The following is a 23460-nucleotide window of genomic DNA, read 5'->3' on the forward strand; positions in this document are numbered from 1 at the left end:
CGGACCTTCGCGCAGTTGCGATGCGGCAGGGTGCATTGGCCACAGGGTATTTGCTCTAAGGCTGTCACCTGCCCGGATAGCGTTGAACCACCAAACCGGGCGGCGCCACCCACCCTTTAGGATGGGCGCGCTTCACGACGGCGAGGCGACCTCCCGCCGTCGTCGTTGCCGGGCAACAACAAGCTCTAGGCTGCGAAAAGTGCCGTCCGCACGGCCTTCTCAAAGCCGTCGACGTGGACGCGGGCCAGTTCAGCGGCCTGGGCCTCGTCCCCTTTGATCACCGCTTCAAGCAGGTCGACGTGCTCGTGCACATGCCGGGAAAGGTTGGGCAGGCGGTCCAGCACCATGCACCAAATACGCGTCGCGAGATTGTCATAGCGGATCAGGACGTCTTCCAGGTGCGGGTTCGCTGCGGCGGCATAGATTCCCTGGTGCACCCTGGCGTCCAGCCGCAACGTCTCCACCACAGATGCGCTGTCCACATCGAAGGACTCGACCTCCTCCACGATGAGTCGGAGACGCTCACGCGCTGCCGCGGTGGACACCCGGGCGGCACGGGCAGCAGCCAGCGGCTCCAGCTGGGCCCTGATTTCCGAGATGAATGCGAGGTCCGTGACCTCCACCCGTGTTGCGAAGGTACCGCGCCGTGGATAAGTCACAACGAGCCGGTCCACTTCAAGCCGCTTCAGCGCTTCCCGGACCGGAGTGCGCCCGATGCCGAGGTCCTTGGCAATCCCCTCGTCGTACAGCGGATCGCCAGGCCGGATCTCCAGGGTCAGCAGGCTGTCACGGATACGTTCATACGCCACATCGGCCAGGGACCTCGAACCTCCGGCCTCCGACACCGCCAAAGCTTCAAACGCCACCGCTCCGCCTCTCCTATGGGCCAACATCTATTGACCTCACCCGCACACCAGTATACGCTGACAACCAGCCCTGATATATCAATAAGGTGATCAGCCATATATCTAAAGGATGCGACATGACCCTTGTGGATACAGCCACAAAAACCAGGCCGGCTGCAGAGACAGAAGCCTCCACAGAAACCAAGACCGGCAAGTTCGTGCTCACACTGTCGTGTGTCGAACGTGCCGGGATCGTCCAGGCGGTAACCACCTTCCTGTTCGAGCGCGGATTCAACATCGAAGAGCACCAGCAGTTCGACGACGGCCTCCGCCAGACCCTGCACTTGCGCACCGCATTCTCGGGTGCGACGGAACACGATCTTCAGACGCTCGAAGAGGAGTTCCGCCCCATCGCGGAACGCTTTGACATGAAGTTCAACGTCCACGATGAGACCAAGCACCGCGTCCTGGTCATGGTGTCGAAGTTCGGGCACTGCCTGAACGACCTGATTTTCCGCTGGCGTGGCGGCAGCCTCGGCGGCGACCTGGCCCTGGTGGTTTCCAACCACGAAACTCACCGGGCAATGGCCGAGGCTGCCGGCCTTCCGTTCGTCCACATCCCGGTGACCCCGGAAACCAAGGAGGATGCCGAGCGGCGCCTGCTGGAGCTCGTGGACGAGTACGACATCGACCTCGTGGTCCTGGCGCGGTACATGCAGGTGCTGTCCGATGACCTGTGCCGGTCCCTCGAGGGCAGGGCCATCAACATCCACCACTCGTTCCTGCCCGGGTTCAAGGGCGCGCGCCCCTACCACCAGGCCTACGACCGCGGTGTGAAGCTGGTGGGTGCAACGGCCCACTACGTCACCGCCGACCTTGACGAGGGCCCGATCATCGAGCAGGAAGTCATCCGGGTGGACCACAGCTTCGGGCCCACCACGCTCTCCACCATCGGTCAGGACGCGGAAGCCCTGGCACTGTCCCGAGCCGTCCGCTGGCACTGCGAGCACCGCGTGCTGATCGACCAGGCCAGCACCATCGTCTTCCGCTAAAGCAGCAGCCACGTACAGGCCGCGGAAGCCCACTACTTAAATCAGCAGGAGAATCCACATGGCATCAACGCCACGTATTGTCATCATCGGAGCCGGCATCGTCGGCACGAACCTGGCCGACGAACTGGTCGCCCGGGGATGGAACAACATCACGGTCCTGGACCAGGGGCCGCTGAACATGCCGGGAGGCTCCACCTCCCACGCTCCGGGCCTGGTCTTCCAGACCAACCCCTCCAAGACCATGGCGTCGTTCGCCAAGTACACCGTGGAAAAGCTGCTGTCCCTGACCGAGGACGGCGTCAGCTGCTTCAACCAGGTGGGCGGCCTGGAAGTCGCCACCACCGAAACCCGGCTCGCTGACCTCAAGCGGAAGCTCGGCTACGCAGCCTCCTGGGGCATCGAAGGACGGATCCTCTCCTCCACCGAGTGCAAGGAGCTCTACCCGCTCCTCAACGAAGAGAACATCCTGGGCGGCCTCCACGTCCCAAGCGATGGCCTGGCAAGCGCCGCGCGTGCCGTTCAGCTGCTGATCAAGCGCACCGAAGCCGCTGGCGTGACCTACCGCGGCTCTACCACCGTCACGGGAATCCAGCAGTCCGGACGGCGCGTCACCGGGGTCGAAACCTCAGAGGGCGTCATCCCGGCCGACATCGTGATCTCCTGCGCCGGCTTCTGGGGCGCCAAAATCGGAGCCATGATCGGCATGGCGGTTCCCCTGCTTCCGCTGGCCCACCAGTACGTGAAGACGACGGCGGTCCCCGCGCTGAGCGGCCGCAATGAACTTCCGAACGGAGCCACCCTGCCGATCCTGCGCCACCAGGACCAGGACCTCTACTACCGCGAACACGGCGACCGCTACGGCATCGGCTCCTACGCCCACCGCCCCATGCCCGTCGACGTTGACACCTTGGGAACCTACGCCCCCGAGACCGTCAACGACCACAACATGCCTTCCCGCCTGGACTTCACCCTCGAAGACTTCCTGCCCGCGTGGGAAGCCTCCAAGCAGATCCTCCCCGGACTGGCAGAAAGCGAAATCGAGGACGGCTTCAACGGCATCTTCTCCTTCACCCCCGACGGCGGCCCGCTCCTTGGCGAGTCCAAGGAACTGGACGGATTCTATGTCGCAGAGGCCGTCTGGGTGACGCACTCGGCAGGTGTTGCCAAGGCGATGGCCGAACTGCTGACCACAGGCAAGTCCGAAACCGACCTGGGCGAGTGTGACATCACCCGCTTCGAGGACGTGCAGCTCACCCCCGAGTACGTCAGCGAGACCTCGCAGCAGAACTTCGTGGAGATCTACGACGTCCTGCACCCGCTCCAGCCCAAGCTCTCCCCGCGCAACCTGCGCGTCAGCCCGTTCCACGCCCGGCACAAGGAACTCGGAGCCTTCTTCCTCGAGTCCGGCGGGTGGGAGCGGCCGTACTGGTTCGAATCAAACGCTGCCCTCCTCAAGGAAATGCCGGCCGAATGGCTGCCGCCCGCCCGGGACGCCTGGTCCAACATGTTCAGTTCCCCCATCGCCGCCGCCGAAGCGTGGAAGACGCGCACCGCCGTCGCCATGTATGACATGACGCCGCTGAAGCGGCTGGAAGTGTCCGGTCCCGGAGCCCTGAAACTGCTCCAGGAGCTGACGACGGCGGACCTGGACAAGAAGCCCGGGGCGGTCACCTACACGCTCCTGCTGGACCACGCCGGCGGCGTGCGGAGCGACATCACCGTCGCCCGCCTGAGCGAGGACACCTTCCAGCTCGGAGCCAACGGCAACATCGACACCGCCTACTTCACGCGGGCTGCCAGGCACCAGACGCAAAGCGGGTCCGCTACTGACTGGGTCCAGGTCCGCGACACCACCGGCGGCACCTGCTGCATCGGCCTCTGGGGTCCCCTGGCCCGCGATCTGGTCAGCAAGGTCAGCGACGATGATTTCACCAACGACGGCCTGAAGTACTTCCGGGCAAAGAGCGTAGTCATCGGCGGCGTTCCGGTCACGGCCATGCGCCTGTCCTATGTGGGCGAACTCGGCTGGGAGCTCTACACCAGCGCGGACAACGGGCAGCGGCTCTGGGACGCGCTCTGGCAGGCAGGACAGCCCTTCGGCGTCATCGCCGCCGGACGGGCGGCGTTCAGCTCCCTGCGCCTCGAAAAGGGCTACCGTTCCTGGGGATCGGACATGACCACGGAGCACGATCCCTTCGAAGCAGGCCTCGGATTCGCCGTCAAGATGGCCAAGGAGAGCTTCATCGGCAAGGCCGCCTTGGAGGGCCGGACCGAAGAGGGCTCCGCCCGCCGGCTCCGCTGCCTGACCGTCGACGACGGCCGGTCCATCGTCCTGGGCAAGGAACCCGTGTTCTACAAGGAGCAGGCAGTCGGGTACGTAACCAGCGCCGCGTACGCGTACACGGCGGCCAAGCCGATTGCCTACGCCTACCTTCCGGCCGCCGTATCGGTGGGCGATTCTGTCGAGATTGAATACTTCGGACGGCGGATCACGGCCTCTGTTTCGGAAGAGCCGCTGTACGACCCGAAAATGACCAGGCTCCGCGGCTGAGCAGCCCGCAGGGCCCTTGGGGGGCACGCAGCCCGGCTCATCCTCGCAACGGGAGCCGGGCTGCGTGCACCCCCCTTCCGCTCCAGCCTCTACCAGGCTCCAGCTTCTACCAGCCCAGGAATGAACAAATGATCGGTTCAGAAACAATTAACGACTACCTCGGCAGGCTTGCCGCCCGGCAGCCCACCCCCGGTGGCGGCGCGGCCGCCGCGCTCCACGCGGCGCAGGGGGCGGCCCTGGTGGCGATGGTGGCACGGTTTAGCACCGGCGCTAAATATGAGCAGCACGCAGGGACAACGGCCAGAATCATTGCCGCCGCCGACGAGCTCATCGGCGAGACGCTGGGGCTGGCCGATGCCGATGAAACTGCCTTCAAAGCCGTGATCGCCGCCTACAAGCTGCCCGCCGCCAGCGACCCTGAGCGTGCGGCGCGCGCAGCCGCCATCGACGACGCACTTAGCCAGGCCGCCCAGCCGCCGGCCCGGCTGATCACGCTGTCAGGTGCCGTCGTGGAGCTTGCGGCCGAACTCTTGGATATCGCAAACCCGAATGTCATCAGCGACATTGCCGCAGCAGCCGACGCAGCCAGGGCAGCGGCCACCACTGCCCGCGTCAACATCGACATCAACGTCGTAGCCATCAAGGACGCCCAGGCCCGCGCCGCAGTGGCGGAACAAACCGACGGCCTTGAAGAAAAAGTCGTTCTGGCGGCTGACTCGCTCTCCCGCCAGGTACGGGAAAGGATCCTCCGATGACGGCATCTGTGCTTTCCGGCAAGCCCCTCGCCAAACTGATTCAGGAGCAGGCCACTGCCCAGGCTGCGGCACTGGCCGAAGAAGGCTCACGCCCCACCCTCGCCGTCGTGGTTGCGACCGAGGACAGCTCCACGCACTGGTACGTTCGCTCCATAGAGCGCGCCGCCGAAAACGCCGGCATCGGCTGCAGGATCATCGACGTCGGCCACGACGCGACCGAACAGGTGCTCATCGCCGTGCTGAAGGACCTCAGCGCAGAGCCCTCAGTCAATGGCATCATCCTGCAGACTCCCCTGCCCCCCGGTGTCAAAACCCAGGAACTGGTCAAGCACATCGCCCCGGAAAAGGACATTGACGGCGCCAACCCGGTGAGCCTCGGACTTCTCGCCGTAGGGGAACGCGCGTTCGCGCCGGCCACGGCGCGCGCCGTTGTTGAAATGCTGGACCACTTCGAAATCCCGGTGGCCGGCCGCAACGTGGTGGTGGTGGGCCGTTCCACCGTGGTCGGCAAGCCGCTGTCCCTGCTGCTGCTGCAGAAGGACGCCACCACCACCGTCTGCCACTCAAAGTCCGGGCCCCTCGGCAAATACACCAAGGCTGCCGACGTCGTGGTTGTTGCCGCCGGCCGAACCGGGCTGCTCACCGGGACCGATGTTTCGGAGCATTCAGTGGTCATCGATGTGGGAACCAACGTGCTTTCCGACGGCTCACTCGCCGGCGACGTCGACGAATCCAGCGTCCGGCCGGTCGCTGCCGCGCTCACGCCCGTCCCCGGCGGTGTCGGCTCAGTCACCACGGCATTGCTGCTGCTCCACACCTCCGAGGCGGCGCGCGAACAGTTCCGTGCAGCCCGGAAGCCGGTCCTTACGCAATGACCGAGGCAGTCATGGCGCGCAGCGCCGCGCCTCAGCCCACCAGCACCAAGGTCGTGGCGGACTGGAACGCGCTCATGCCAGGCGATTTCGTCACCGTGCTGGAGCAGTACACGGTTTCCCACAGCGGCTGGATCGACGACCTGACCGATGATGGCCGCACCGTCTGGCTGGTTCTGGCCTTCGGGGGCGGCCGTCGCATGTTCTTCCGCGAGGACGGCGACATCATCACGGTCGAAGTTCCCTAGTCAACACACGCCCGCATTGCCCGGCAAAGATTTAAGGAAGAGCCCATGGCGTCCAAAGCCCCACGCGAGAACATCGACGAGTCAAGGCTGACCGTCAGCAAACCCAAAACCAAGGCCGTGGGCATCCCCGCGGTGGCCAACGCCCTGAAAATCTCGCTGGAGCAGATGGGTCCCCTTCGCAGCGTCCAGACGCTGATGGCCGTCAACCAGGTCGACGGGTTTGACTGCATGGGCTGCGCCTGGCCGGAGCATGATAAGCGCAATGCCGCGGAATTCTGCGAAAACGGCGCGAAGGCGGTGGCGGAGGAAGCTACCCGCCGTCGTGTCAGCCCGGAGTTTTTCGCCGCGCATTCCGTCGCCGAGCTGAAGACACGCGATGACTACTGGCTCGGGCAGCAGGGAAGGCTGACCCACCCGATGGTCCTGGATGAGGGCGCAACCCACTACAGGCCCATCGGCTGGGACGACGCCCTGGAACTCATCGCCCAGGAACTCAGGGACATGGACCACCCCGACGAGAGCGTTTTCTACACGTCCGGACGGACCTCCAACGAGGCGGCGTTCGTGTACCAGCTGCTGGTCCGCGGCGTGGGTACGAACAACCTCCCGGACTGTTCAAACATGTGCCACGAGTCCTCCGGGTCTGCCCTGGTGGAAACCATAGGCATCGGCAAGGGCTCTGTCAGCCTGAAGGATCTGGAGACGGCGTCCCTCATCTTCGTGGCGGGCCAGAACCCGGGCACGAACCACCCGCGCATGCTCAGCGCCCTGGAAAAGGCGAAGAAAAACGGCGCCGCCATCGTCTCAGTCAACCCGCTCCCGGAAGCTGGCCTCCTGCACTTCGAGAACCCGCAGACCATCGCGGGAACGCTGGTGGGCACGCAACTGACTGATGACTTCCTGCAGATCAGGGCCGGCGGCGACCAGGCACTGTTCCAGGGCCTCGGGAAATACCTGCTGGACGCAGAACGTGCAGGCAGGAACACTCCGGGCCTGTCCACGGTTTTTGACCACGACTTCATCAGCAACCATACGGTGGGCCTCGAGTCCTACCTTTCGCAGCTGGAACAGGTGCAGTGGGACGACATCGTCGAAGCAACCGGGCTGACCATGGAACAGATCAATGCCACCGGTGAACGGCTTTTGGCGTCAGGCTCCACCATCGTCTGCTGGGCTATGGGCCTGACACAGCACAAGCACTCGGTGCCCACCCTGCGCGACGTGGTCAACGTGCTGCTGCTGCAGGGCAACATCGGCAAACCCGGGGCAGGCGTCTGCCCGGTTCGCGGACACTCCAATGTCCAGGGCGACCGGACCATGGGCATCTTCGAACGGATGCCCGAGAGCTTCCACGACCGTCTGGACCAGGAATTCCAGTTCCGCTCGCCCCGGGCGCACGGCTACGACACCGTCGCCGCAATCCGGGCAATGCGTGACGGCAAGGTCAGGCTGTTCGTGGGCATGGGCGGGAACTTCGTGCGGGCGGCTCCGGACTCGGATGCCACCGAGAAGGCCCTGGCCAAGACCCGGCTGACCGTGCAGATCTCCACGAAACTGAACCATTCGCACCTGTCGACTGGGAAGCGCGCCCTGATCCTCCCAACGCTGGGCCGCACCGAACGGGACACCCAGCGCTCCGGCGACCAAAGGGTCACTGTGGAGGATTCGATGAGCGCCGTTCATGCATCCCGCGGCCGGCTCAAGCCCGCCAGCGAGCACCTGATGTCCGAGGTGGCCATAGTCTGCAACCTCGCGCACAGAGTGTTCACGGACGCCGACGGCCGGCCCCTTCCCAACGCGCCGGTGGCCGACTGGCTCTCGCTCCGGGACGACTACTCGCTGATCAGGAAGCACATCGAGGCTGCCATCGACGGCTTCGAGAATTTCGAGGAGAGAATCCAGCACCCCGGCGGCTTCGTCCTGCCCCACCCGCCGCGGGACAACAGGGAATTCAAGACCCTGTCGGGCAAGGCGCACTTCACGTCCAACGCCCTGGAGTACCTTCAGGTTTCCCCCGGGCGGCTGATCCTGCAGACCCTGCGTTCCCACGACCAGTACAACACCACGATCTATGGAAAGGACGACCGGTACCGCGGAATCCATGGCGGCCGGCGCGTGGTGCTGGTCAGCGAGGCGGACATCGCCGAGCTGGGCTACGCCGATGGAGACATGGTGGACCTGGTCTCAGAGTTCCGGGGCACAGAGCGCCGCGCGGAGAATTTCCGGATCGTCAGCTACTCGACGCCGAAGGGCTGCGCAGCCGCCTACTACCCGGAAACCAACGTGCTCGTGCCGCTGGACTCCGTCGCCGACACGAGCGGCACCCCCACATCAAAGTCCGTCATCGTCCGGCTGGAACCGGCCGGAGTGAAGGCAGGGGAAAATCAGATGCTTGCAGCTCTTCCGCACTGATATATCTTTACGATATATTTGGAATATCAGGGCGGCCGCCGACGGTGCGGCGCCCACGCCCGTACCGCCACGGGCATAGAGCAGTTTCGTTTCCCGTAAACGGTGTTTCGGAGGCCTGAAATACCTGGGGAGGTAAGCGCCGGAGCACCGCTTTCGGGAAACGAACAGCAGCGGCGGGCATGTCTCCAAGGACGCCACCGCCAGGCGGGATGACAGCCCGGCAACCATCCAACGAGGGGACGACCCGTGGTAGCTCTAGCCCTTCAAACCGTCGACAGGCCTGGCGCGGGTGGCCGGCCCGCCGCTCACGGGGAGCACTCGTGGGCGGACGCACGCCTGTTGGCTTTCGACTGCGCCAGCCCCCTTGGGCCGGAACGTGTCCCGCTTGCGGACGCGAACGGCAGGACCTTGGCCGCCGACGTCGTCGCGCTGCAGGAGATGCCCCACTACGCCTCGTCAGCCATGGACGGCTGGACGGTCAGCGGCGACGGCCCCTGGACATTGACGGAACCTGGAAAGGCCCTCCGTGATGGAGAGGCCAGTCCTGTGGTCACCGGTGGCGTAATCCCCCCGGGCACGCATGCGGTGCTCCGGGTGGAGAGCGGACGGCTGGCCACGGACACCGGCGGCCGGGCTACATTGCTGCTGGGAAGCGGGGCCACCCCCGGCGAACCCCGCCCGGGCCAGCACATCCGCGGCTCGGGCGAGGAAGCGGCAGCCGGCGAGGTGCTGATCCCCGCCGGGACAACCCTAAACCCCGCGCACATCGCCCTGGCCGCCGTCGCCGGTTTCGACCAACTGGTGGTGCGCGGCAAGCCGCTGGTCAAGATGCTCGTGACCGGCTCGGAGGTGATCACGGCCAGGACCCCGGAACCGGGACAGGTCAGGGACGCCTTCGGGCCCCAGCTCGGCACCGTCATCCAGATGCTTGGGGGTGTCCCGGGGCCGCTGGTCCGGATCGGGGACTCCTACGAGGAATGGCTCACGGCACTGGGCGCCGCCGAAGCGCCGATGGGGCAATGGCCCGACGTCGTGGTGACCACCGGGGGCACGGGGCGCTCGGGCGCTGATCACTTCCGGAATGCCGTGGTAGCCCTCGGCGGACGGCTCCTCATCGACGGCATCGCCATGCGGCCCGGCCACCCTGCCGCCCTGGGCAAACTGCCCAACGGCCGGTTCGTCGTCGGGCTTCCCGGCAACCCGCTTGCCGCCCTCATGGCACTCTTCACCGTTGGCGGTCCGCTGTTGGCGGCCCTGAGCCACCAGCCGCTGCCCGGCATCAGCCGGGTGCCGAGCGGCACCACCATCGACGCCCACCAGGCGTCCACGCGGCTCATGCCGTTCCACTGGTTCAAGGAGCTGGCGACTCCCGCCCACTACACCGGCCCCGGAATGATGCGCGGACTGGCAACCGCCGACGGCGTCATGGTGGTTCCATCCCGCGGCGTTCAGCTGGGTGAGCCGGTTCCGGCATTTGCGCTCCCCTGGCGCCCGGAGCTGCGGCCTCCACTTACCGGCAAATTGATCTGGGAGAACTAGGCAATGGCACGCATGACCCAGCGACGGAAGGTCCACCGCTACCTGCTGGACGGCTCCGAGGCCGCCATGGAATATCCTGTGCGGCTGCGCGAAGACGTGCTGGCGGCGGAGGAGCCGCTGGAAATCCGCTTCGGCAACCTGTCCTTTGCCGTGACGATGCGGACCCCCGGCCATGACTTTGACCTCGTTGCCGGTTTTCTCGTCTCGGAGGGCATCATCGCCAGCCAGGCGGATCTGGTTTCGCTCCGCTTCTGCGCCGGGGAGGACGAAACCGGCAGGCAGACGTTCAACGTGGTCGAAGCGCAGTTCCGTCCCGGCCTGGCACTGCCGGACACCGGCAGGCACGTTTACACGTCAAGCTCCTGCGGCATCTGCGGCAGCACCTCCATCGAGGCTGTCCGCAAGACCCTCACTTATGACGTGCACGGGGACCAGTTGCGCGTACCGGTAGACGTCATAGCGCGTCTGCCCGAGCAGTTGCGCGAAGCCCAGGCGCTGTTCGACAAGACCGGCGGCGTCCATGCAGCAGGGCTGTTCAGGATCGGTGACGGGGGCGAAGCGGAACTGCTTTGCCTCCGCGAGGACGTGGGCCGGCACAATGCCGTAGACAAGGTGATCGGGTGGGCGCTGCGCGAAGGGCTGCTGCCGTTGCGCGGAACCGTCCTGCAGGTCTCGGGCAGGGCATCATTCGAGCTCGTTCAAAAGGCTACCCTCGCCGGCATCCCGGTTCTGGCTGCCGTCAGCGCACCCTCGAGCCTGGCAGCGGACCTCGCCGCCGACACCGGTGTAACCCTTGTGGGCTTCAGCCGGGGCAAGAGCCTCAACGCGTATGTGGGCCCGGAACGGCTGGTACGTGCGTCCGGAACGTAGGCGTTGTGTTCAGGAAAATGACGGTCGGAGTTCGTCGCAGTCTAGGATCAGAGTTGTGAAGCAGGCGGAATAGCGCAGAGCTGACCGCTGGTCACGGCGACGACATGGGAGCACCTCTGATGGCTGCAAGAGACGAACCAGCGAACGACAGGGACCCGGACGCCGCAGGCGGAGGCGGCGTCCAGTCCGTTGACCGCGCCCTCCAGATCCTGGAAATCATCGCCAGGGACGGGCACGCGGGCGTCAGTGAGATCGCCGACGAAATGGGAGTCCACAAGTCCACCGTTTCGCGGCTGCTCGGGTCACTGGTGTCCCGGGAGATCGTGCGGCAGAACCATGACCGCGGTAAGTATCAGCTGGGATTCGGCATCCTACGCCTGGCGAGCTCCATTCCCGGCCGGCTGAGCCTGGTCCACGAGGCGCGTCCCACCCTGGAGAGCCTCGCAGACCAGTACAAGGAAACCGTCAACCTCGCCGTCCTGCGTTCCAGCTACGCGGTGAACGTCGACCAGGCCATGGGCCCGTCAACGCTGGCAACGTCCGACTGGGTGGGCAGCCTCACGCCCCTCCACGCCACCTCCAGCGGCAAAGTACTGCTGGCGGCCCTGCCGGTTGAAGAACGGTCCCGGCTCCTCCAGGAGGCGGGACTTCCGGCCCGCACCCCGCGGACCATCACGGACCGGGATACCTTGGAGAACCAGCTCCTGGACGTTGCCCGCGACGGCTACGCCGTTGTTCATGAGGAATTCGAAATCGGCCTGAACGCTGTTGCCGTGCCCGTTTACAACCACTTCGGGACGGTCATCGGGGCCGTCAGCATCTCCGGGCCCGCCTTCCGCTTCGATCCGGAAAATACCCCCGGCCTGATCCAGGGGCTCCAGGAGGCCGGCCTGAGCATCAGCGGAAAAATGGGCTACACGCACCGATGACCCCGGACGGGGGTCCGGGGTCATCGCAATGATCGCTTAGGAGGCCGGGGTAGCGGTCTCTTTGCGCTGCAGGGTTTCGGCACGTTCCTCCAGCGGGGGGGTGTCCGCGGTGAGGCCCAGCAGTGCCTCGCCGGAGAGCACGACGTCGCCAACCTTTTCCTGGACCCAGTCGTGGAAAGCACCAATGTGGTGTTCGCTGGGAACGAGCACGCCGCCCTTCGCATAGGACTTGGAAGCCATGCCCGGCTGGCAACGCTCGCACGCGTCGAAGTCCTGCATGTTCACGCGGTGGAACAGCTCAACGGAGGCAGTGACGTCCTTGCCGGACTCCACCACCGAGGGCAGGTACAGCCAGTCGCATTCGACGATCGTGTGGTCTGCGGACATCGGGAACATGCGGTGGATGATCACGTGGTCCGGGACCAGGTTCACGAACACTGTCGGCTTGATCGTGATCGCGTAGTAGCGGCGGTCCTGGTCCTCGGCCACACCGGGGATCAGGTCCAGGCCCTCGGAACCGTCCACGGTGAAGCCCTTAATGTCCTCACCGAACTCCGCACCGTGGCCCACGAAGTACTGGGCGGCCAAACCGTCGGCGAACTCGGGCAGGACCTCGGTCAGCTCCGGGTGGATGGTGGCGCAGTGGTAGCACTCCATAAAGTTCTCAATGATGAGCTTCCAGTTCGCCTTCACGTCATAGCGGATGCGGCGACCCACAGACAGGTTGGCGACGTCGTACCCGTCGATGGCGTGCACGTTGCCCAGGCGCTCCTCGATCGCGCCCATCACTTCCTCTTCGAAGGACGGCGGCTCCTCGGCCAGGCAAACCCACACGTAGCCCAGGTATTCACGGATGTGGACCTTGGACAGGCCGTACTCGTCACGGTCGATGTCCGGCATCTTGGTCAGGTTCGGAGCCGCAATCAGCTTGCCCTCGAAGTCATAGGTCCAGGCGTGGTACGGGCACTGGAAGTTGCGGGCAGCTTCGCCCTTTTCCTCCATGCACAGCTTCACGCCGCGGTGCCGGCAGACGTTGTAGAACGCCCGGATTTCGCCCTTGCGCGTCCGCGAGATCAGCACGCTTTCGCGGCCAATCTGCACCGTCTGCCACGCCCCGGGCTTGTCCAGATCGGAGGACCGGATCGCGCAGAACCACATCTGCTCGAAAATACGTTCCTGCTCGGCCCGGAAGATCGCCGGATCCGTGTACAAGTGACCGCCCAGCGTCGGGATCAGGCTCGGGGTGGATACCTCAACAGACAATTTGTTCTCCTAACAAAACAACACAAACAACACGACTTACAAGTGGAGTTGGGGCTAAAGCCCCGTGGCGGCACCGGCAAGGGCGGGTACGCCCGCCGGGGCCAAAACTGAAGGCACGACGGCGGCCGCCGGCTTGGGTGCAGACGTCGCGAGGCTCCTGCGCCACTTGGTGAACAGCCGCGGCTGGTTCATGCCCAACACCGCGACGGGAACGTCGTCCCGGTAGTACACGGCCAGCAGGCTGTGCTCGGCAGCATCCCCCGCTTCGACGTCAAGGCGGTCGTAGCCGGCCGAGTGGCCCGCGAACTGGATCTTCACTCCATGCTGGTCCGACCAGAAGTACGGCGGCTTGAGCGGCTGCGCGGGGGCGTCGTCATCGAGCAGCCCCTGCACGGCCAGCGCTGCCCGTTCCAGGGCACCCGTCCAGTGCTCCACGCGGCGGTGCCTGTCCACCGCGGCATCGAACCACGCGGCACAGTCCCCCACCGCCACAATGCCCGGAACACTGGTGCGCCCCATCGCATCACACAGGACACCGCCGTCGACCTCCACGCCGGAACCGGCGAGCCATTCAACGTTCGGCTCCGCACCGATGCCGACGACCACAACGTCTGCAGCCACAAACGTCCCGTCGCCCAGCCGAAGGCCGGTTACGTTTCCTTCGCCTGCGTAGAAGTCCTCAATTACGGCCGACGAGATGAGCCGGACACCCTTGGCGGTGTGCAGGCCGCCCACCACCGAGCCCATCTCCATGCCCAGCTGGGCGGCGAACGGCACCGGCTTGGTGTCAACCAGGGTGACGTCCATGCCGCGCGAAGCGGCGGAAGAGGCAACCTCGGCACCCACGAAGCCTGCTCCGATGACGGCCATTTTGCTTCCCGGCACCAGTTCCGGCGCCAGGCTTTGCGCGTCCGCGAGGGTGCGCAGTGAGAAGACGTTGCTCAGGCCGGCCAGGGCCGGCAGCTGGCGGGCGCGCGCGCCGGTGGCGATGACGATGCCGTCAGCCTGGACAACCCGGCCGTCGGCCAGGCCGACGGTTTTCGTAGCGGCGTCCAAGGAAACTGCACGGGCACCCAGCAGCCATTCGGCGTCGAGGTCGTCAGTATCGGTCTCCAGGGACAGGTCCTCGGCCGTGATGGATCCCAGCAGGAAGTCCTTGGAGAGCGGCGGCCTGTCATACGGGCGGTGCTCTTCATCGCCGATGATGACGAGCCGTCCGGTGAAGCCTTGGGCGCGGGCTGCCCGCGCGGCGGAGAGACCGGCCAGGGAGGCTCCCACGATCGCAAGCGTCTGCATATATACACCCTCTTTCTATTGCTATTAGCGCAACAACAATCGCTATATGCAACAGCGTGATCCATGCCACGGTGACTGTCAAGGGGTGGGTGACTCATTAATGCGGGCACGCGTAATTGGACGCCAACCCTTGACAAAACAGTGTGAGCGAAAGCACGCTGTTGCATATTACGATGGCCGTTGATCCATTCGGAACATGCGCCAAGCAGTCCCCGTACACCTCCCCAAACGAGAGAAGAGGCCCCCATGCACAAGGCATGCCCGCTCAGCGAACTGGCGCCAGGGGAAGCCCTGCGCCTGAACACCGCGCCGCCCATCGCTGTCTTCCACACCGAGGAAGGCGAGCTCTTCGCCATTGATGACACCTGCACCCACCAGGACGCCTCGCTGACCGACGGCTGGGTGGAAGGCTGCGAGGTCGAGTGCCCGCTGCACGCCTCAAAGTTCAATCTCCGGACGGGGCAGGTTGATGCACCGCCGGCCAAACTTCCGGTCCGCACGCACGAAGTCACCGTCGTTGACGGGGACATCATGGTCATCGAGTCCGCTGAGGCGCCCAACCTTCCCCCCGGGCTGACAGTCAACGGCCACATCTAGCCGCCCGCTCTGCCACTACATTTCGGAGAAAATCTTGTCCACAGTTCTTGAAGGTGCGCCCGCGGCCGGTGCCCGCGCCAAAGCCCGTAGCGCCGAGTTTGTCCTCACCCTGGCTTGCCCCGAACGGCCGGGCATCGTTCGGGCCATCACGACGTTCCTGGCCGACCGCGGCTTCGACATCGTGGAGCACCAGCAGTTTGACGACCACGTCAGCGGCAAGCTCTACCTGCGGACCGCGTTCACCCAGAGCGGCGACGACGGCGATCAGGGTCCCTTTGCCCGGCTCAACCAGCGTGACGGTCTCGACAAGCAGGGCCAGCAGGGCCAGCAGACGGCGGAAGGCCTCAGCTCCGAGTTCGCGGCCATCGCCGGCGAGTTCGGCATGGAGTTCAGCATCCACGACGGCCGCCCGCAGCGGTTGCTGGTCATGGTCTCGAAGTTCGGCCACTGCCTGAACGACCTCATCTTCCGGTGGCGGGCGGGAAGCCTGGGTGCGGAGATCGCCGTCGTGGTTTCCAACCATGAGGACCTGCGGCCTATGGCCGAGGCGGCCGGGCTGCCCTTCATCCACGTGCCGGTGACGGCGGGCACCAAGCCCGAGGCGGAGGCACGCCTGCTGGAGCTGGTGGCCGAATACGACGCCGACCTCGTGGTTCTGGCCCGCTATATGCAGGTGCTGTCCAATGACCTGTGCGGCAAGCTGCGCGGACGGGCCATCAACATCCACCACTCATTCCTGCCCGGCTTCAAAGGCGCGAAGCCGTACCACCAGGCCTACGACCGCGGGGTGAAAATGGTCGGCGCGACGGCACACTACGTCACCGCGGACCTCGATGAAGGCCCCATCATCGAACAGGAGGTCCTCCGGGTGGACCACGCGCTCGATCCGGACGCGCTGGTGACGGTGGGCCGGGATGCGGAGACCCAGGCGCTCTCCCGCGCGGTGAAGTGGCACTGCCAGCACCGCGTCCTGCTTAACAAGACCCGCACCGTCGTATTCCGCTAATTTTCCGCTAACGCGAACCAGGAGAACCACACACCATGAGCGCATCACCACGCGTCGTCATCATCGGTGCCGGCATCGTCGGCACCAACCTCGCGGACGAGTTGTCCAGCCGCGGCTGGAACAACATCACCGTCGTCGAGCAGGGCCCGCTGGAACTGGCTGGCGGCTCCACGTCGCACGCCCCCGGCCTGGTGTTCCAGAACAACTCGTCCAAGACCATGACGGAATTCGCCACCTACACCGTCAACAAACTGCTCGCCCTGAGCAAGGACGGCGAGTCCTGCTTCAACCAGGTGGGCGGTCTGGAACTGGCAACTACTCCCGAGCGCCTGGCTGACCTCAAGCGCAAGATGGGTGTGATGACCTCCTGGGGCGTCGAAAGCCGGATCATCGACGCCGATGAATGCGAAAAGATCTACCCGCTGCTCAACACCGGCAAGCTCACCGGCGGCCGCGAGGTGCTGGGCGGCCTGCTCATCCCCACCGACGGCCTGGCCCTCGCCGCCCGTGCCGTGCAGCTGCTGATCGCGCGTTCGAGCGAGCGCGGCGTGACCTTCCTCGGCTCCACCAGCGTCACGGGCATCTCCCAGTGGGGCGGCAAGGTCACCGGTGTGGAGACTTCCTCCGGCGTGATTCCTGCCGACATCGTGGTGTCCTGCGCAGGTTTCTGGGGCCGTGAGCTCGGCAAGATGGTGGGCCTGGAGGTGCCGCTGCTGCCGCTGGCCCACCAGTACGTCGTCAGCACCCCCCTTGCCGAACTCGAAGGCGTCAACCAGCTTCCCAAGGGCGCCAGCAAGCCCATCCTCCGCTACCAGGACAAGGACCTGTACTACCGCGAATGGGGCAACCGCATCGGCATCGGCAGCTACGCGCACCGCCCGATGCCCGTGGACATGTCCGCCCTGCCCAAGGTGTCGGCCGAGGAAATGTCCGACCACCGCATGCCTTCCCGCCTCGACTTCACCCTGGAAGACTTCGTGCCCGCGTGGGAAGACAGCCAGGACCTGCTGCCGGCTCTGCGCAGCGCCGCGATCGAGGACGGCTTCAACGGCATCTTCTCCTTCACGCCCGACGGCGGCCCGCTGATCGGTGAAGCCCCGGAACTCTCCGGCTTCTTCGTCGCCGAGGCCGTGTGGGTGACGCACTCCGCAGGCGTGGCCAAGGCCGTGGCCGAGCTGCTCACCGAGGGCCGCTCCCGCACCGACCTGCACGGCACCGAGCTCTCCCGCTTCGAGAAGGTGCAGACCAGCGACGAGTACGTCAGCGAGACCTCGCAGCAGAACTTCGTGGAGATCTACGATGTCATGCACCCCCTGCAGCCCAAGGAATCGCCGCGGGACCTGCGCGTCAGCCCGTTCAACGTCCGGCAGAAGGAGCTCGGCGCGTTCTTCCTCGAGTCGGCCGCGTGGGAGCGCCCGCACTGGTTCGAGGCCAACCGTCCCCTGCTGGACGAGCTGCCGGCCGAGTGGCAGGCTCCCGAACGCGAGCCGTGGGCGGCCATGTTCTCCTCCCCCATCTCCGCTGCCGAAGCATGGAAGACGCGTACCGCCGTCGCGCTGTACGACATGACGCCGCTGAAGCGGCTGGCCGTCAACGGCCCGGGCGCCCAAGCGCTGCTGCACCGGCTGAGCACCGGCAACATCGCCAAGAAGCCCGGCGCGGTCACCTACTGCCTCCTGCTGGAGCACGACGGCGGCATCCGCAGCGACGTGACCGTCGCCCGGCTCGGGGAGGAAGATTTCCAGCTCGGCGTGAACAGCAACGTGGACTTCGACTACCTGCGCGTGGAGGCCCGCAAGCAGTCGGCCGCCGATCCGGCCAAGTGGGTGCACGTCACCGACATCACCGGCAGCACCTGCTGCATCGGACTGTGGGGCCCGCTGGCCCGCGAAGTCATCGGCAAGGTCAGCACCGACGACCTCACCAACGACGGCCTGAAGTACTTCCGCACCAAGGAAATCAGCGTCGGCGGCATCCCCGTCACGGCCATGCGCCTGTCCTATGTGGGCGAACTCGGCTGGGAGCTGTACACCACCGCCGAATACGGCCTCAAGCTCTGGGACCTGCTGTTCGAAGCCGGACAGGAACACGGCATCATCGCCGCCGGCCGCGGGGCCTTCAACAGCATGCGCCTGGAGAAGGGTTACCGCCTCTGGGGCACGGACGTGACCACCGAGCACCACCCCTACCAGTCCGGCCTCGGCTTCTCTGTGGCGAAGGACAAGGAAGGCTACGTGGGGGCGGAGGCCCTGGCGGCCCTCAAGGAACAGCCTGCGGAGAAGGTGCTGCGCTGCCTGACGGTCGACGACGGCACCTCCATTGTGATCGGCAAGGAACCCGTGTACGTGAACGGCGCAGCGTCCGGTTACGTCACCAGTGCCGCGTACGGCTACTCGATCCGCAAGCCGATCGCCTACGCCTGGCTGCCCGCTGCGGTTTCGGAGGGTGACGCCGTGGAGATCGAGTACTTCGGCCGCCGCGTCGCCGCCACCGTCAGCGCAGAGCCGCTGTTCGACCCCGGCATGGAGCGCCTCCGCGGCTGACTCGGGCCGTCCTGACCCAAATTGAAGAAAGAACGACGGCGACACACCGGATTTCCGGAGTGTCGCCGTCGTTCTTGGTCAGAGAAGGTCAGGACGGCGGGCAGTTCGCGGGCACCGAGGCCTGTCCAGAGCTGGCCCCTGTCCAGAGTTGCGGCGGGGGCGTAGCGTGTGAGCGTGAATGCCTTGTCATGGCCGCAGCGCCTGGCCGGGGCAGTGGGCGCGAGCCCTGTCTCGGAAAAGGTGGCTGCCGCCCAGGAGCTGGTCTACGGCCCGATACCCGGGTGGGCCCGGCGCACCCCGCTCCACACGGACGTCCTCGGGCATTCGGCCCATCCCCCGCTTACTGACCTGACGCTTGGGTGTTGGACCGGGGCTTCCATTCTCGACCTGGCCGGAGGAGCCCAGGCCCGTTCCGGGGCCACGCTTCTGGTCGCGGCCGGGGTGATAGCGGCCGGGCCCACCTCGATCGCGGGCGCCGGGGACTGGGCGGGGATGACAGGCGCCGAGCGCCGGATAGGTGCAGTGCACGCACTCGGCACCGACGCCGCGATCTTCCTGTTCCTCGGTTCTCTCATCGCCCGGATGCGCGGCCGGCATTCCCTCGGCGTGGGGCTGGGGTTGGCAGGGAATGCCGTGATGGCCGGCGCCGGGTTCCTGGGCGGCCATTTGGCGCTCACCCACGGGACGGCCCGAAGGACCAGGCATAGCCTCCCCGATCCCGGAAACCAGCCCACAGATTGATTTCCCAAGGTTTTTACAACCTTTTCATGCATCCTGAAGCTCCGGACGAGGTTCCGACGGCGTTGCCGCTCCCACAGCAGGCTTCCGGTTGATGTGGGCGCTTACTGATACCGAACGGGGCACTGGACGGCCCCGGCGAAGAGGCTTTACTTCCGACGTAGGAATGGTGCTGAAGATGACGAAGAGCGTCCGCTGGATTATCCACCTTGTTGTCCTGTCCGTCGTGGTCACGGGCAGTTTGCTGGGCGTCAGCAGTGCCGCGCTGGCGGCGACTGTGGGAACCCCGAGCATCACATATTCCGGAGTTAGCAATTCTCCGACAGCGGATAAGCCGCAGAGCAAGCTGTGGTGGAATGCCGGTTCCTGGTGGGCCAACATGTGGAAGACCGGCAGCGGATGGAGCATTTACCGCCTGAACCGGGCCACGCACACCTGGGTAGATACCGGGGTGCGGAGCGACCCCAGGGCGAGTACGTCGTCGGACACTCTGTGGGACGGCACCCACCTGTACATAGCGTCCAATGTCGTCACTGCCGGGAATACTGCGTCCGGACAACCGGCCAGGTTGTACCGCTACAGCTATGTTGGCGGAAAATACACGCTAAACCCTGGTTTCCCTGCCATCATCTCCAACAACAGCAGCGAGTCGCTGACCATCGCCAAGGATTCCACGGGGGTTATCTGGGCCACCTGGACACAGGTCTCCGGCACCAGAAGCACGGTCTACGTCAATAATTCCCTGGCCGGCGGCACGGGCTGGGGCAGGCCTTTTGTAGTTCCCGCAGCCGCGGACCCGCACCCCACCCCCGATGACCTCTCCGCAATTGTCGCTTACGACGGCGACGAAATCGGGATCATGTGGACCGACCAGGCCACGGGGACGGCATGGTGGGCCACGCATGATGACGGGAAAAGCCCAAGAACCGCCGCGTCGTGGAAGGTGAAACAAGCCATCAAGGGAAGCAAGCGGGTGGATGATCACCTGAACATCAAGAGCCTGCAGTCCGATCCCAGCGGCCGGGTATATGCCGTAGTAAAGACAAGCCTCAATGATGGCACCACAAACAAGACGCTTGCCCAGTTGCTGCTGGTGGTGTTCAAACCGGCCACGGGCTCCTTCACCCAGACCACGATCGCCAGAACCGGGGATTGCGTTACCCGCCCGCAGGTCATTCTTGACACCACAAACAGTCAGGTGCACGTGTTTTACACGGCGCCCTCCACATACGTCCGTGGCTGCGCCTTCTCAGGCACGGCGGGAAGCATCTACGAAAAAACAGCCTCGATGGATAATCCGGTCTTCGTGTCCGGCCGCGGGAAAGTTGTTATTGAAGATGCAGCGTCACCCCACATGAACAATGTGACCAGCTCCAAGCAGAGCGTGAACTCCGGGACGGGGATCGTGGTCATGGCCAGCAACTCTGTCACCAAACGGTACTGGTTCTCCGATCGCAGTCTCGGCACGGCCCGCTGACACCCTACATGGGAAAGACCCAAGCGGAACGGCCCCGCTTCCGAAAGGAAACGGGTCCGTTCTTGTGTGCGGGACGCGTCAGCTGGCCGAAGCCGGTTCCAGAGCGCCGGCCTCAGCCTCCGCCGTGGCAAAGCCGCCCGCGTGCGGTTCGAAGCGGACGAACATGGCCTTGAAGCCGGGGGTGTTGGACACCCGGGCCACGTTTTCCTTGTGGACCAGGGCGTTCGCTTCGGGGAAGTAGGCAGCGGCGCAGCCCTTCGCCGTCGGGTAGGCCACCAGCCGGAACTTCTCCGCGCGGCGGTCGTTGCCCTGGAAGGTGCTCACCACATCCACGAGGTCGCGGTCGTTGTAGCCCTGTTCTGCGAGGTCCTCGGGGTGCACCAGGATCACGCGGCGGCCGTCGGAGATGCCGCGGTAGCGGTCGTCCAGTCCGTAGAACGTGGTGTTGTACTGGTCGTGGCTGCGGATGGTCTGCAGCACCAGGTGCCCGGCCGGCGGGGTGAGGTATTCCAGCGGGCTGACCGTGAACCGGCCCCGGCCGATGTCCGTGGCGAAAGAGCGCGTGTCCCGCGGCGGGTTGGGCAGCACGAAGCCGTTCTTCGTCCGGACCCTGGCGTTGAAGTCCTCAAACCCCGGCAGGACCCGGGAGATATGGTCGCGGACCACGTCGTAGTCCTCGGCCATGGCCTTCCAGTCCACCGGGTGGCCAGGGCCGAACGTTGCCTCAGCCATCCGGGCCACGATCACCGGCTCGGCAAGCAGATGCTCGGACACCGGCTGCAGCCTGCCCTGGGTCGAGTGGACCACGGACATCGAGTCCTCCACGGACAGGAACTGGGCGCCCTTGGGGTGCTTGTCGTCCTTGTCCGTTCGGCCCAGCGTGGGAAGGATGAGCGAGGTGCGGCCATGCACCACGTGCGACCGGTTCGGCTTGGTGGAGATGTGCACGGTCAGGCCGATCCGCTGCATACCGGCTTCCAGGGTCTCCGTGTCCGAGCATGCCAGCGAGAAGTTCCCGCCCATGGACACGAACACGTCCACCTCGTCGCGCTCGAAGGCCTCCATGGACTCCACGGCGTCATGGCCGTGGTGCCGCGGGGACTCGATGCCGAATTCCTTGTCGAGGGCCTCCAGCAGCCATTCCTTCGGCTTCTCCCAGATGCCCATGGTCCTGTCGCCCTGGACGTTGGAGTGGCCGCGCACCGGGCACGCACCGGCGCCGGGCTTGCCGAAGTTGCCCTGCAGCAGCAGGACGTTGACCATTTCCTTGATGGTGTCCACCGAGTGCGGCTGCTGGGTCACGCCCAGTGCCCAGCAGAAGATGCTGGCCTTGGACTTGACCAGCATGCCGGCCACGGTTTCGATCTGCTGCCGGGTCAGGCCGGTGGCCTGCTCCGTTTCCGCCCAGTCCAGTTCCTGACGGGCGTCGACGTACGCGTCGAAGCCGTCGGTCTGCGCCTCGATAAAGGAACGGTCGACGACGGTGCCCGGGTTCTGTTCCTCAGCCTGCAGCAGCAGGTGGCCGAGTGCCTGGAACAGGGCGAGGTCGCCGCCCACCTTGATCTGCAGGTATTCGTCCGCCAGCGGCGTGCCGCCGCCCACCACGCCGGAGATGGTCTGGGGGTCCTTGAAGTTGAACAGGCCGGCCTCGGGCAGCGGGTTCACCGCCACCACCTTGCCGCCCTTGTCTTTGCATTCCTTTAGAGCAGACAGCATGCGCGGGTGGTTGGTGCCGGGGTTCTGCCCTACGACGAAGATCAACTCGGCGTCGTGGATGTCCTCCAGCGACACCGTGCCCTTGCCGATGCCGATGGTCGGGTTCAGCGCGGAACCGGAGGACTCGTGGCACATGTTGGAGCAGTCCGGCAGGTTGTTGGTGCCCAGGGAGCGGGCGAACAGCTGGTACATGAACGCGGTCTCGTTGGCCGTGCGGCCCGAGGTGTAGAAGACGCACCGGTCGGGCGTGCTGGCCCGGATGTGCTCGCCGATCAGCTCGAAGGCGTCCGCCCAGGAGATCGGCGAGTAGTGCGTCTCCCCCTCCCGGATGACCACCGGCTCGCTCAGCCGGCCCTGGTTGCCCAGCCAGTACTCCGTCTTCTCGGACAGCTCGGCGATGGAGTGCTTCGCCCAGAACTCCGCCCCCACGGTCCGCAGGGTGTTCTCCTCGGCCACGGCCTTGGCGCCGTTCTCGCAGAACTCGGCGGCCTTGCGCTTCTTGTCCGACTCCGGCCACGCGCAGCCGGGGCAGTCGAACCCGCCGCGCTGGTTGATCCGCAGCAGCGACTGCGCCGTGCGGGTCACGCCGGCCTGCGCCACGGCGCGTTCCAGCGCCACCATCACGGCTTTGACGCCGGCGGCTTCGGTCTTCGGCTTGTGGACTTCGAGCTTGTCCTCGTTGATGTCCGCGACGGGGGCGGGCTGCTTCCCGAACTTCATTGTTCCAACTTCCTAACCGGCTGCTTTCGTG

Annotated in this window: 18 protein-coding genes; 14 read left to right on the plus strand and 4 right to left on the minus strand. The window is 65.5% G+C overall.

What is annotated here, in order from left to right:
- Nucleotides 1–185: 185 nt before the first annotated feature.
- Nucleotides 186–866, minus strand: a complete 681-nt coding sequence (locus ACHMXB_RS15120; RefSeq protein ID WP_395399587.1) for a GntR family transcriptional regulator — start codon at nt 864–866, stop codon at nt 186–188.
- Nucleotides 867–982: 116 nt separating this feature from the next.
- Here ACHMXB_RS15120 and purU (ACHMXB_RS15125) point away from each other — a divergent pair, with 116 nt between their 5' ends.
- From purU (ACHMXB_RS15125) to ACHMXB_RS15165, 9 genes are all read left to right on the plus strand, one after another.
- A complete protein-coding gene (purU, locus tag ACHMXB_RS15125; protein ID WP_395399589.1) occupies nt 983–1897 on the plus strand; it encodes a formyltetrahydrofolate deformylase in 915 nt (304 codons plus the stop codon).
- A gap of 58 nt (nt 1898–1955) precedes the next feature.
- Nucleotides 1956–4448 carry an FAD-dependent oxidoreductase gene (locus tag ACHMXB_RS15130; protein ID WP_395399591.1) on the plus strand — a complete coding sequence of 831 codons (2493 nt, stop codon included), beginning with the start codon at nt 1956–1958 and terminating at the stop codon, nt 4446–4448.
- A gap of 128 nt (nt 4449–4576) precedes the next feature.
- Entirely contained in the window at nt 4577–5203 is a 627-nt protein-coding gene (locus ACHMXB_RS15135) for a cyclodeaminase/cyclohydrolase family protein (RefSeq protein WP_395399593.1), read from the plus strand.
- A complete protein-coding gene (locus ACHMXB_RS15140; protein WP_395399595.1) occupies nt 5200–6078 on the plus strand; it encodes a bifunctional 5,10-methylenetetrahydrofolate dehydrogenase/5,10-methenyltetrahydrofolate cyclohydrolase in 879 nt (292 codons plus the stop codon). Before ACHMXB_RS15135 ends, ACHMXB_RS15140 begins: the two co-directional genes overlap by 4 nt.
- Nucleotides 6075–6323, plus strand: coding sequence for a hypothetical protein (locus ACHMXB_RS15145; protein ID WP_395399597.1), 249 nt, complete (start codon nt 6075–6077; stop codon nt 6321–6323). The genes ACHMXB_RS15140 and ACHMXB_RS15145 overlap by 4 nt, the downstream gene beginning before the upstream one ends.
- Nucleotides 6324–6368: 45 nt before the next feature.
- Nucleotides 6369–8735 carry an FdhF/YdeP family oxidoreductase gene (locus ACHMXB_RS15150; protein WP_395399599.1) on the plus strand — a complete coding sequence of 789 codons (2367 nt, stop codon included), beginning with the start codon at nt 6369–6371 and terminating at the stop codon, nt 8733–8735.
- A gap of 339 nt (nt 8736–9074) precedes the next feature.
- Nucleotides 9075–10274, plus strand: a complete 1200-nt coding sequence (locus ACHMXB_RS15155) for a molybdopterin molybdotransferase MoeA (protein ID WP_395399601.1) — start codon at nt 9075–9077, stop codon at nt 10272–10274.
- Between the two features lie 3 nt (nt 10275–10277).
- Nucleotides 10278–11144, plus strand: a complete 867-nt coding sequence (fdhD, locus tag ACHMXB_RS15160; protein WP_395399603.1) for a formate dehydrogenase accessory sulfurtransferase FdhD — start codon at nt 10278–10280, stop codon at nt 11142–11144.
- A 119-nt stretch (nt 11145–11263) separates the two neighbouring features.
- Entirely contained in the window at nt 11264–12073 is an 810-nt protein-coding gene (locus ACHMXB_RS15165; RefSeq protein WP_395399605.1) for an IclR family transcriptional regulator, read from the plus strand.
- Nucleotides 12074–12109: 36 nt separating this feature from the next.
- On the opposite strand, the gene ACHMXB_RS15170 is transcribed toward ACHMXB_RS15165, so the two are convergent.
- Nucleotides 12110–13336, minus strand: coding sequence for an aromatic ring-hydroxylating dioxygenase subunit alpha (locus ACHMXB_RS15170; RefSeq protein ID WP_395399607.1), 1227 nt, complete (start codon nt 13334–13336; stop codon nt 12110–12112).
- A 54-nt stretch (nt 13337–13390) separates the two neighbouring features.
- A complete protein-coding gene (locus ACHMXB_RS15175; RefSeq protein WP_395399609.1) occupies nt 13391–14632 on the minus strand; it encodes an NAD(P)/FAD-dependent oxidoreductase in 1242 nt (413 codons plus the stop codon).
- Nucleotides 14633–14878: 246 nt separating this feature from the next.
- Between ACHMXB_RS15175 and ACHMXB_RS15180 the strand changes: the two genes are divergently transcribed.
- The 5 genes from ACHMXB_RS15180 to ACHMXB_RS15200 all read left to right on the plus strand — a co-directional run bounded on the left by ACHMXB_RS15180 (nt 14879) and on the right by ACHMXB_RS15200 (nt 20993).
- Entirely contained in the window at nt 14879–15229 is a 351-nt protein-coding gene (locus ACHMXB_RS15180) for a bifunctional 3-phenylpropionate/cinnamic acid dioxygenase ferredoxin subunit (protein ID WP_395399611.1), read from the plus strand.
- 34 nt (nt 15230–15263) lie between these two features.
- Nucleotides 15264–16235, plus strand: coding sequence for a formyltetrahydrofolate deformylase (gene purU / locus ACHMXB_RS15185; protein ID WP_395399613.1), 972 nt, complete (start codon nt 15264–15266; stop codon nt 16233–16235).
- A 35-nt stretch (nt 16236–16270) separates the two neighbouring features.
- Nucleotides 16271–18778 (plus strand): FAD-dependent oxidoreductase, encoded by a 2508-nt coding sequence (locus ACHMXB_RS15190; RefSeq protein WP_395399615.1) that lies wholly within the window; start codon nt 16271–16273, stop codon nt 18776–18778.
- A gap of 174 nt (nt 18779–18952) precedes the next feature.
- Nucleotides 18953–19519 carry a DUF2231 domain-containing protein gene (locus ACHMXB_RS15195; RefSeq protein ID WP_395399617.1) on the plus strand — a complete coding sequence of 189 codons (567 nt, stop codon included), beginning with the start codon at nt 18953–18955 and terminating at the stop codon, nt 19517–19519.
- A 175-nt stretch (nt 19520–19694) separates the two neighbouring features.
- On the plus strand, nt 19695–20993 hold the full coding sequence (locus ACHMXB_RS15200) for a hypothetical protein (RefSeq protein WP_395399619.1): 1299 nt from the start codon (nt 19695–19697) through the stop codon (nt 20991–20993).
- 78 nt (nt 20994–21071) lie between these two features.
- Here ACHMXB_RS15200 and ACHMXB_RS15205 read toward each other — a convergent pair whose 3' ends face one another.
- Nucleotides 21072–23429, minus strand: a complete 2358-nt coding sequence (locus ACHMXB_RS15205; protein WP_395399621.1) for an FdhF/YdeP family oxidoreductase — start codon at nt 23427–23429, stop codon at nt 21072–21074.
- Nucleotides 23430–23460 lie beyond the last annotated feature (31 nt).

The sequence above is a fragment of the Arthrobacter sp. UC242_113 genome (assembly GCF_044054585.1).
GTDB lineage: Bacteria > Actinomycetota > Actinomycetes > Actinomycetales > Micrococcaceae > Arthrobacter.

Excerpts from the sequence above, each read along its gene's own strand:
- purU (WP_395399589.1), top strand. The coding sequence starts at position 983 with ATGACCCTTGTGGATACAGCCACAAAAACCAGGCCGGCTGCAGAGACA.
- ACHMXB_RS15190 (WP_395399615.1), top strand. The coding sequence starts at position 16,271 with ATGAGCGCATCACCACGCGTCGTCATCATCGGTGCCGGCATCGTCGGC.
- ACHMXB_RS15140 (WP_395399595.1), top strand. The coding sequence starts at position 5,200 with ATGACGGCATCTGTGCTTTCCGGCAAGCCCCTCGCCAAACTGATTCAG.
- ACHMXB_RS15180 (WP_395399611.1), top strand. The coding sequence starts at position 14,879 with ATGCACAAGGCATGCCCGCTCAGCGAACTGGCGCCAGGGGAAGCCCTG.
- ACHMXB_RS15205 (WP_395399621.1), bottom strand. The coding sequence starts at position 23,429 with ATGAAGTTCGGGAAGCAGCCCGCCCCCGTCGCGGACATCAACGAGGAC.
- ACHMXB_RS15145 (WP_395399597.1), top strand. The coding sequence starts at position 6,075 with ATGACCGAGGCAGTCATGGCGCGCAGCGCCGCGCCTCAGCCCACCAGC.
- ACHMXB_RS15175 (WP_395399609.1), bottom strand. The coding sequence starts at position 14,632 with ATGCAGACGCTTGCGATCGTGGGAGCCTCCCTGGCCGGTCTCTCCGCC.
- fdhD (WP_395399603.1), top strand. The coding sequence starts at position 10,278 with ATGGCACGCATGACCCAGCGACGGAAGGTCCACCGCTACCTGCTGGAC.
- ACHMXB_RS15165 (WP_395399605.1), top strand. The coding sequence starts at position 11,264 with ATGGCTGCAAGAGACGAACCAGCGAACGACAGGGACCCGGACGCCGCA.
- ACHMXB_RS15135 (WP_395399593.1), top strand. The coding sequence starts at position 4,577 with ATGATCGGTTCAGAAACAATTAACGACTACCTCGGCAGGCTTGCCGCC.
- ACHMXB_RS15130 (WP_395399591.1), top strand. The coding sequence starts at position 1,956 with ATGGCATCAACGCCACGTATTGTCATCATCGGAGCCGGCATCGTCGGC.
- ACHMXB_RS15150 (WP_395399599.1), top strand. The coding sequence starts at position 6,369 with ATGGCGTCCAAAGCCCCACGCGAGAACATCGACGAGTCAAGGCTGACC.
- ACHMXB_RS15200 (WP_395399619.1), top strand. The coding sequence starts at position 19,695 with ATGACGAAGAGCGTCCGCTGGATTATCCACCTTGTTGTCCTGTCCGTC.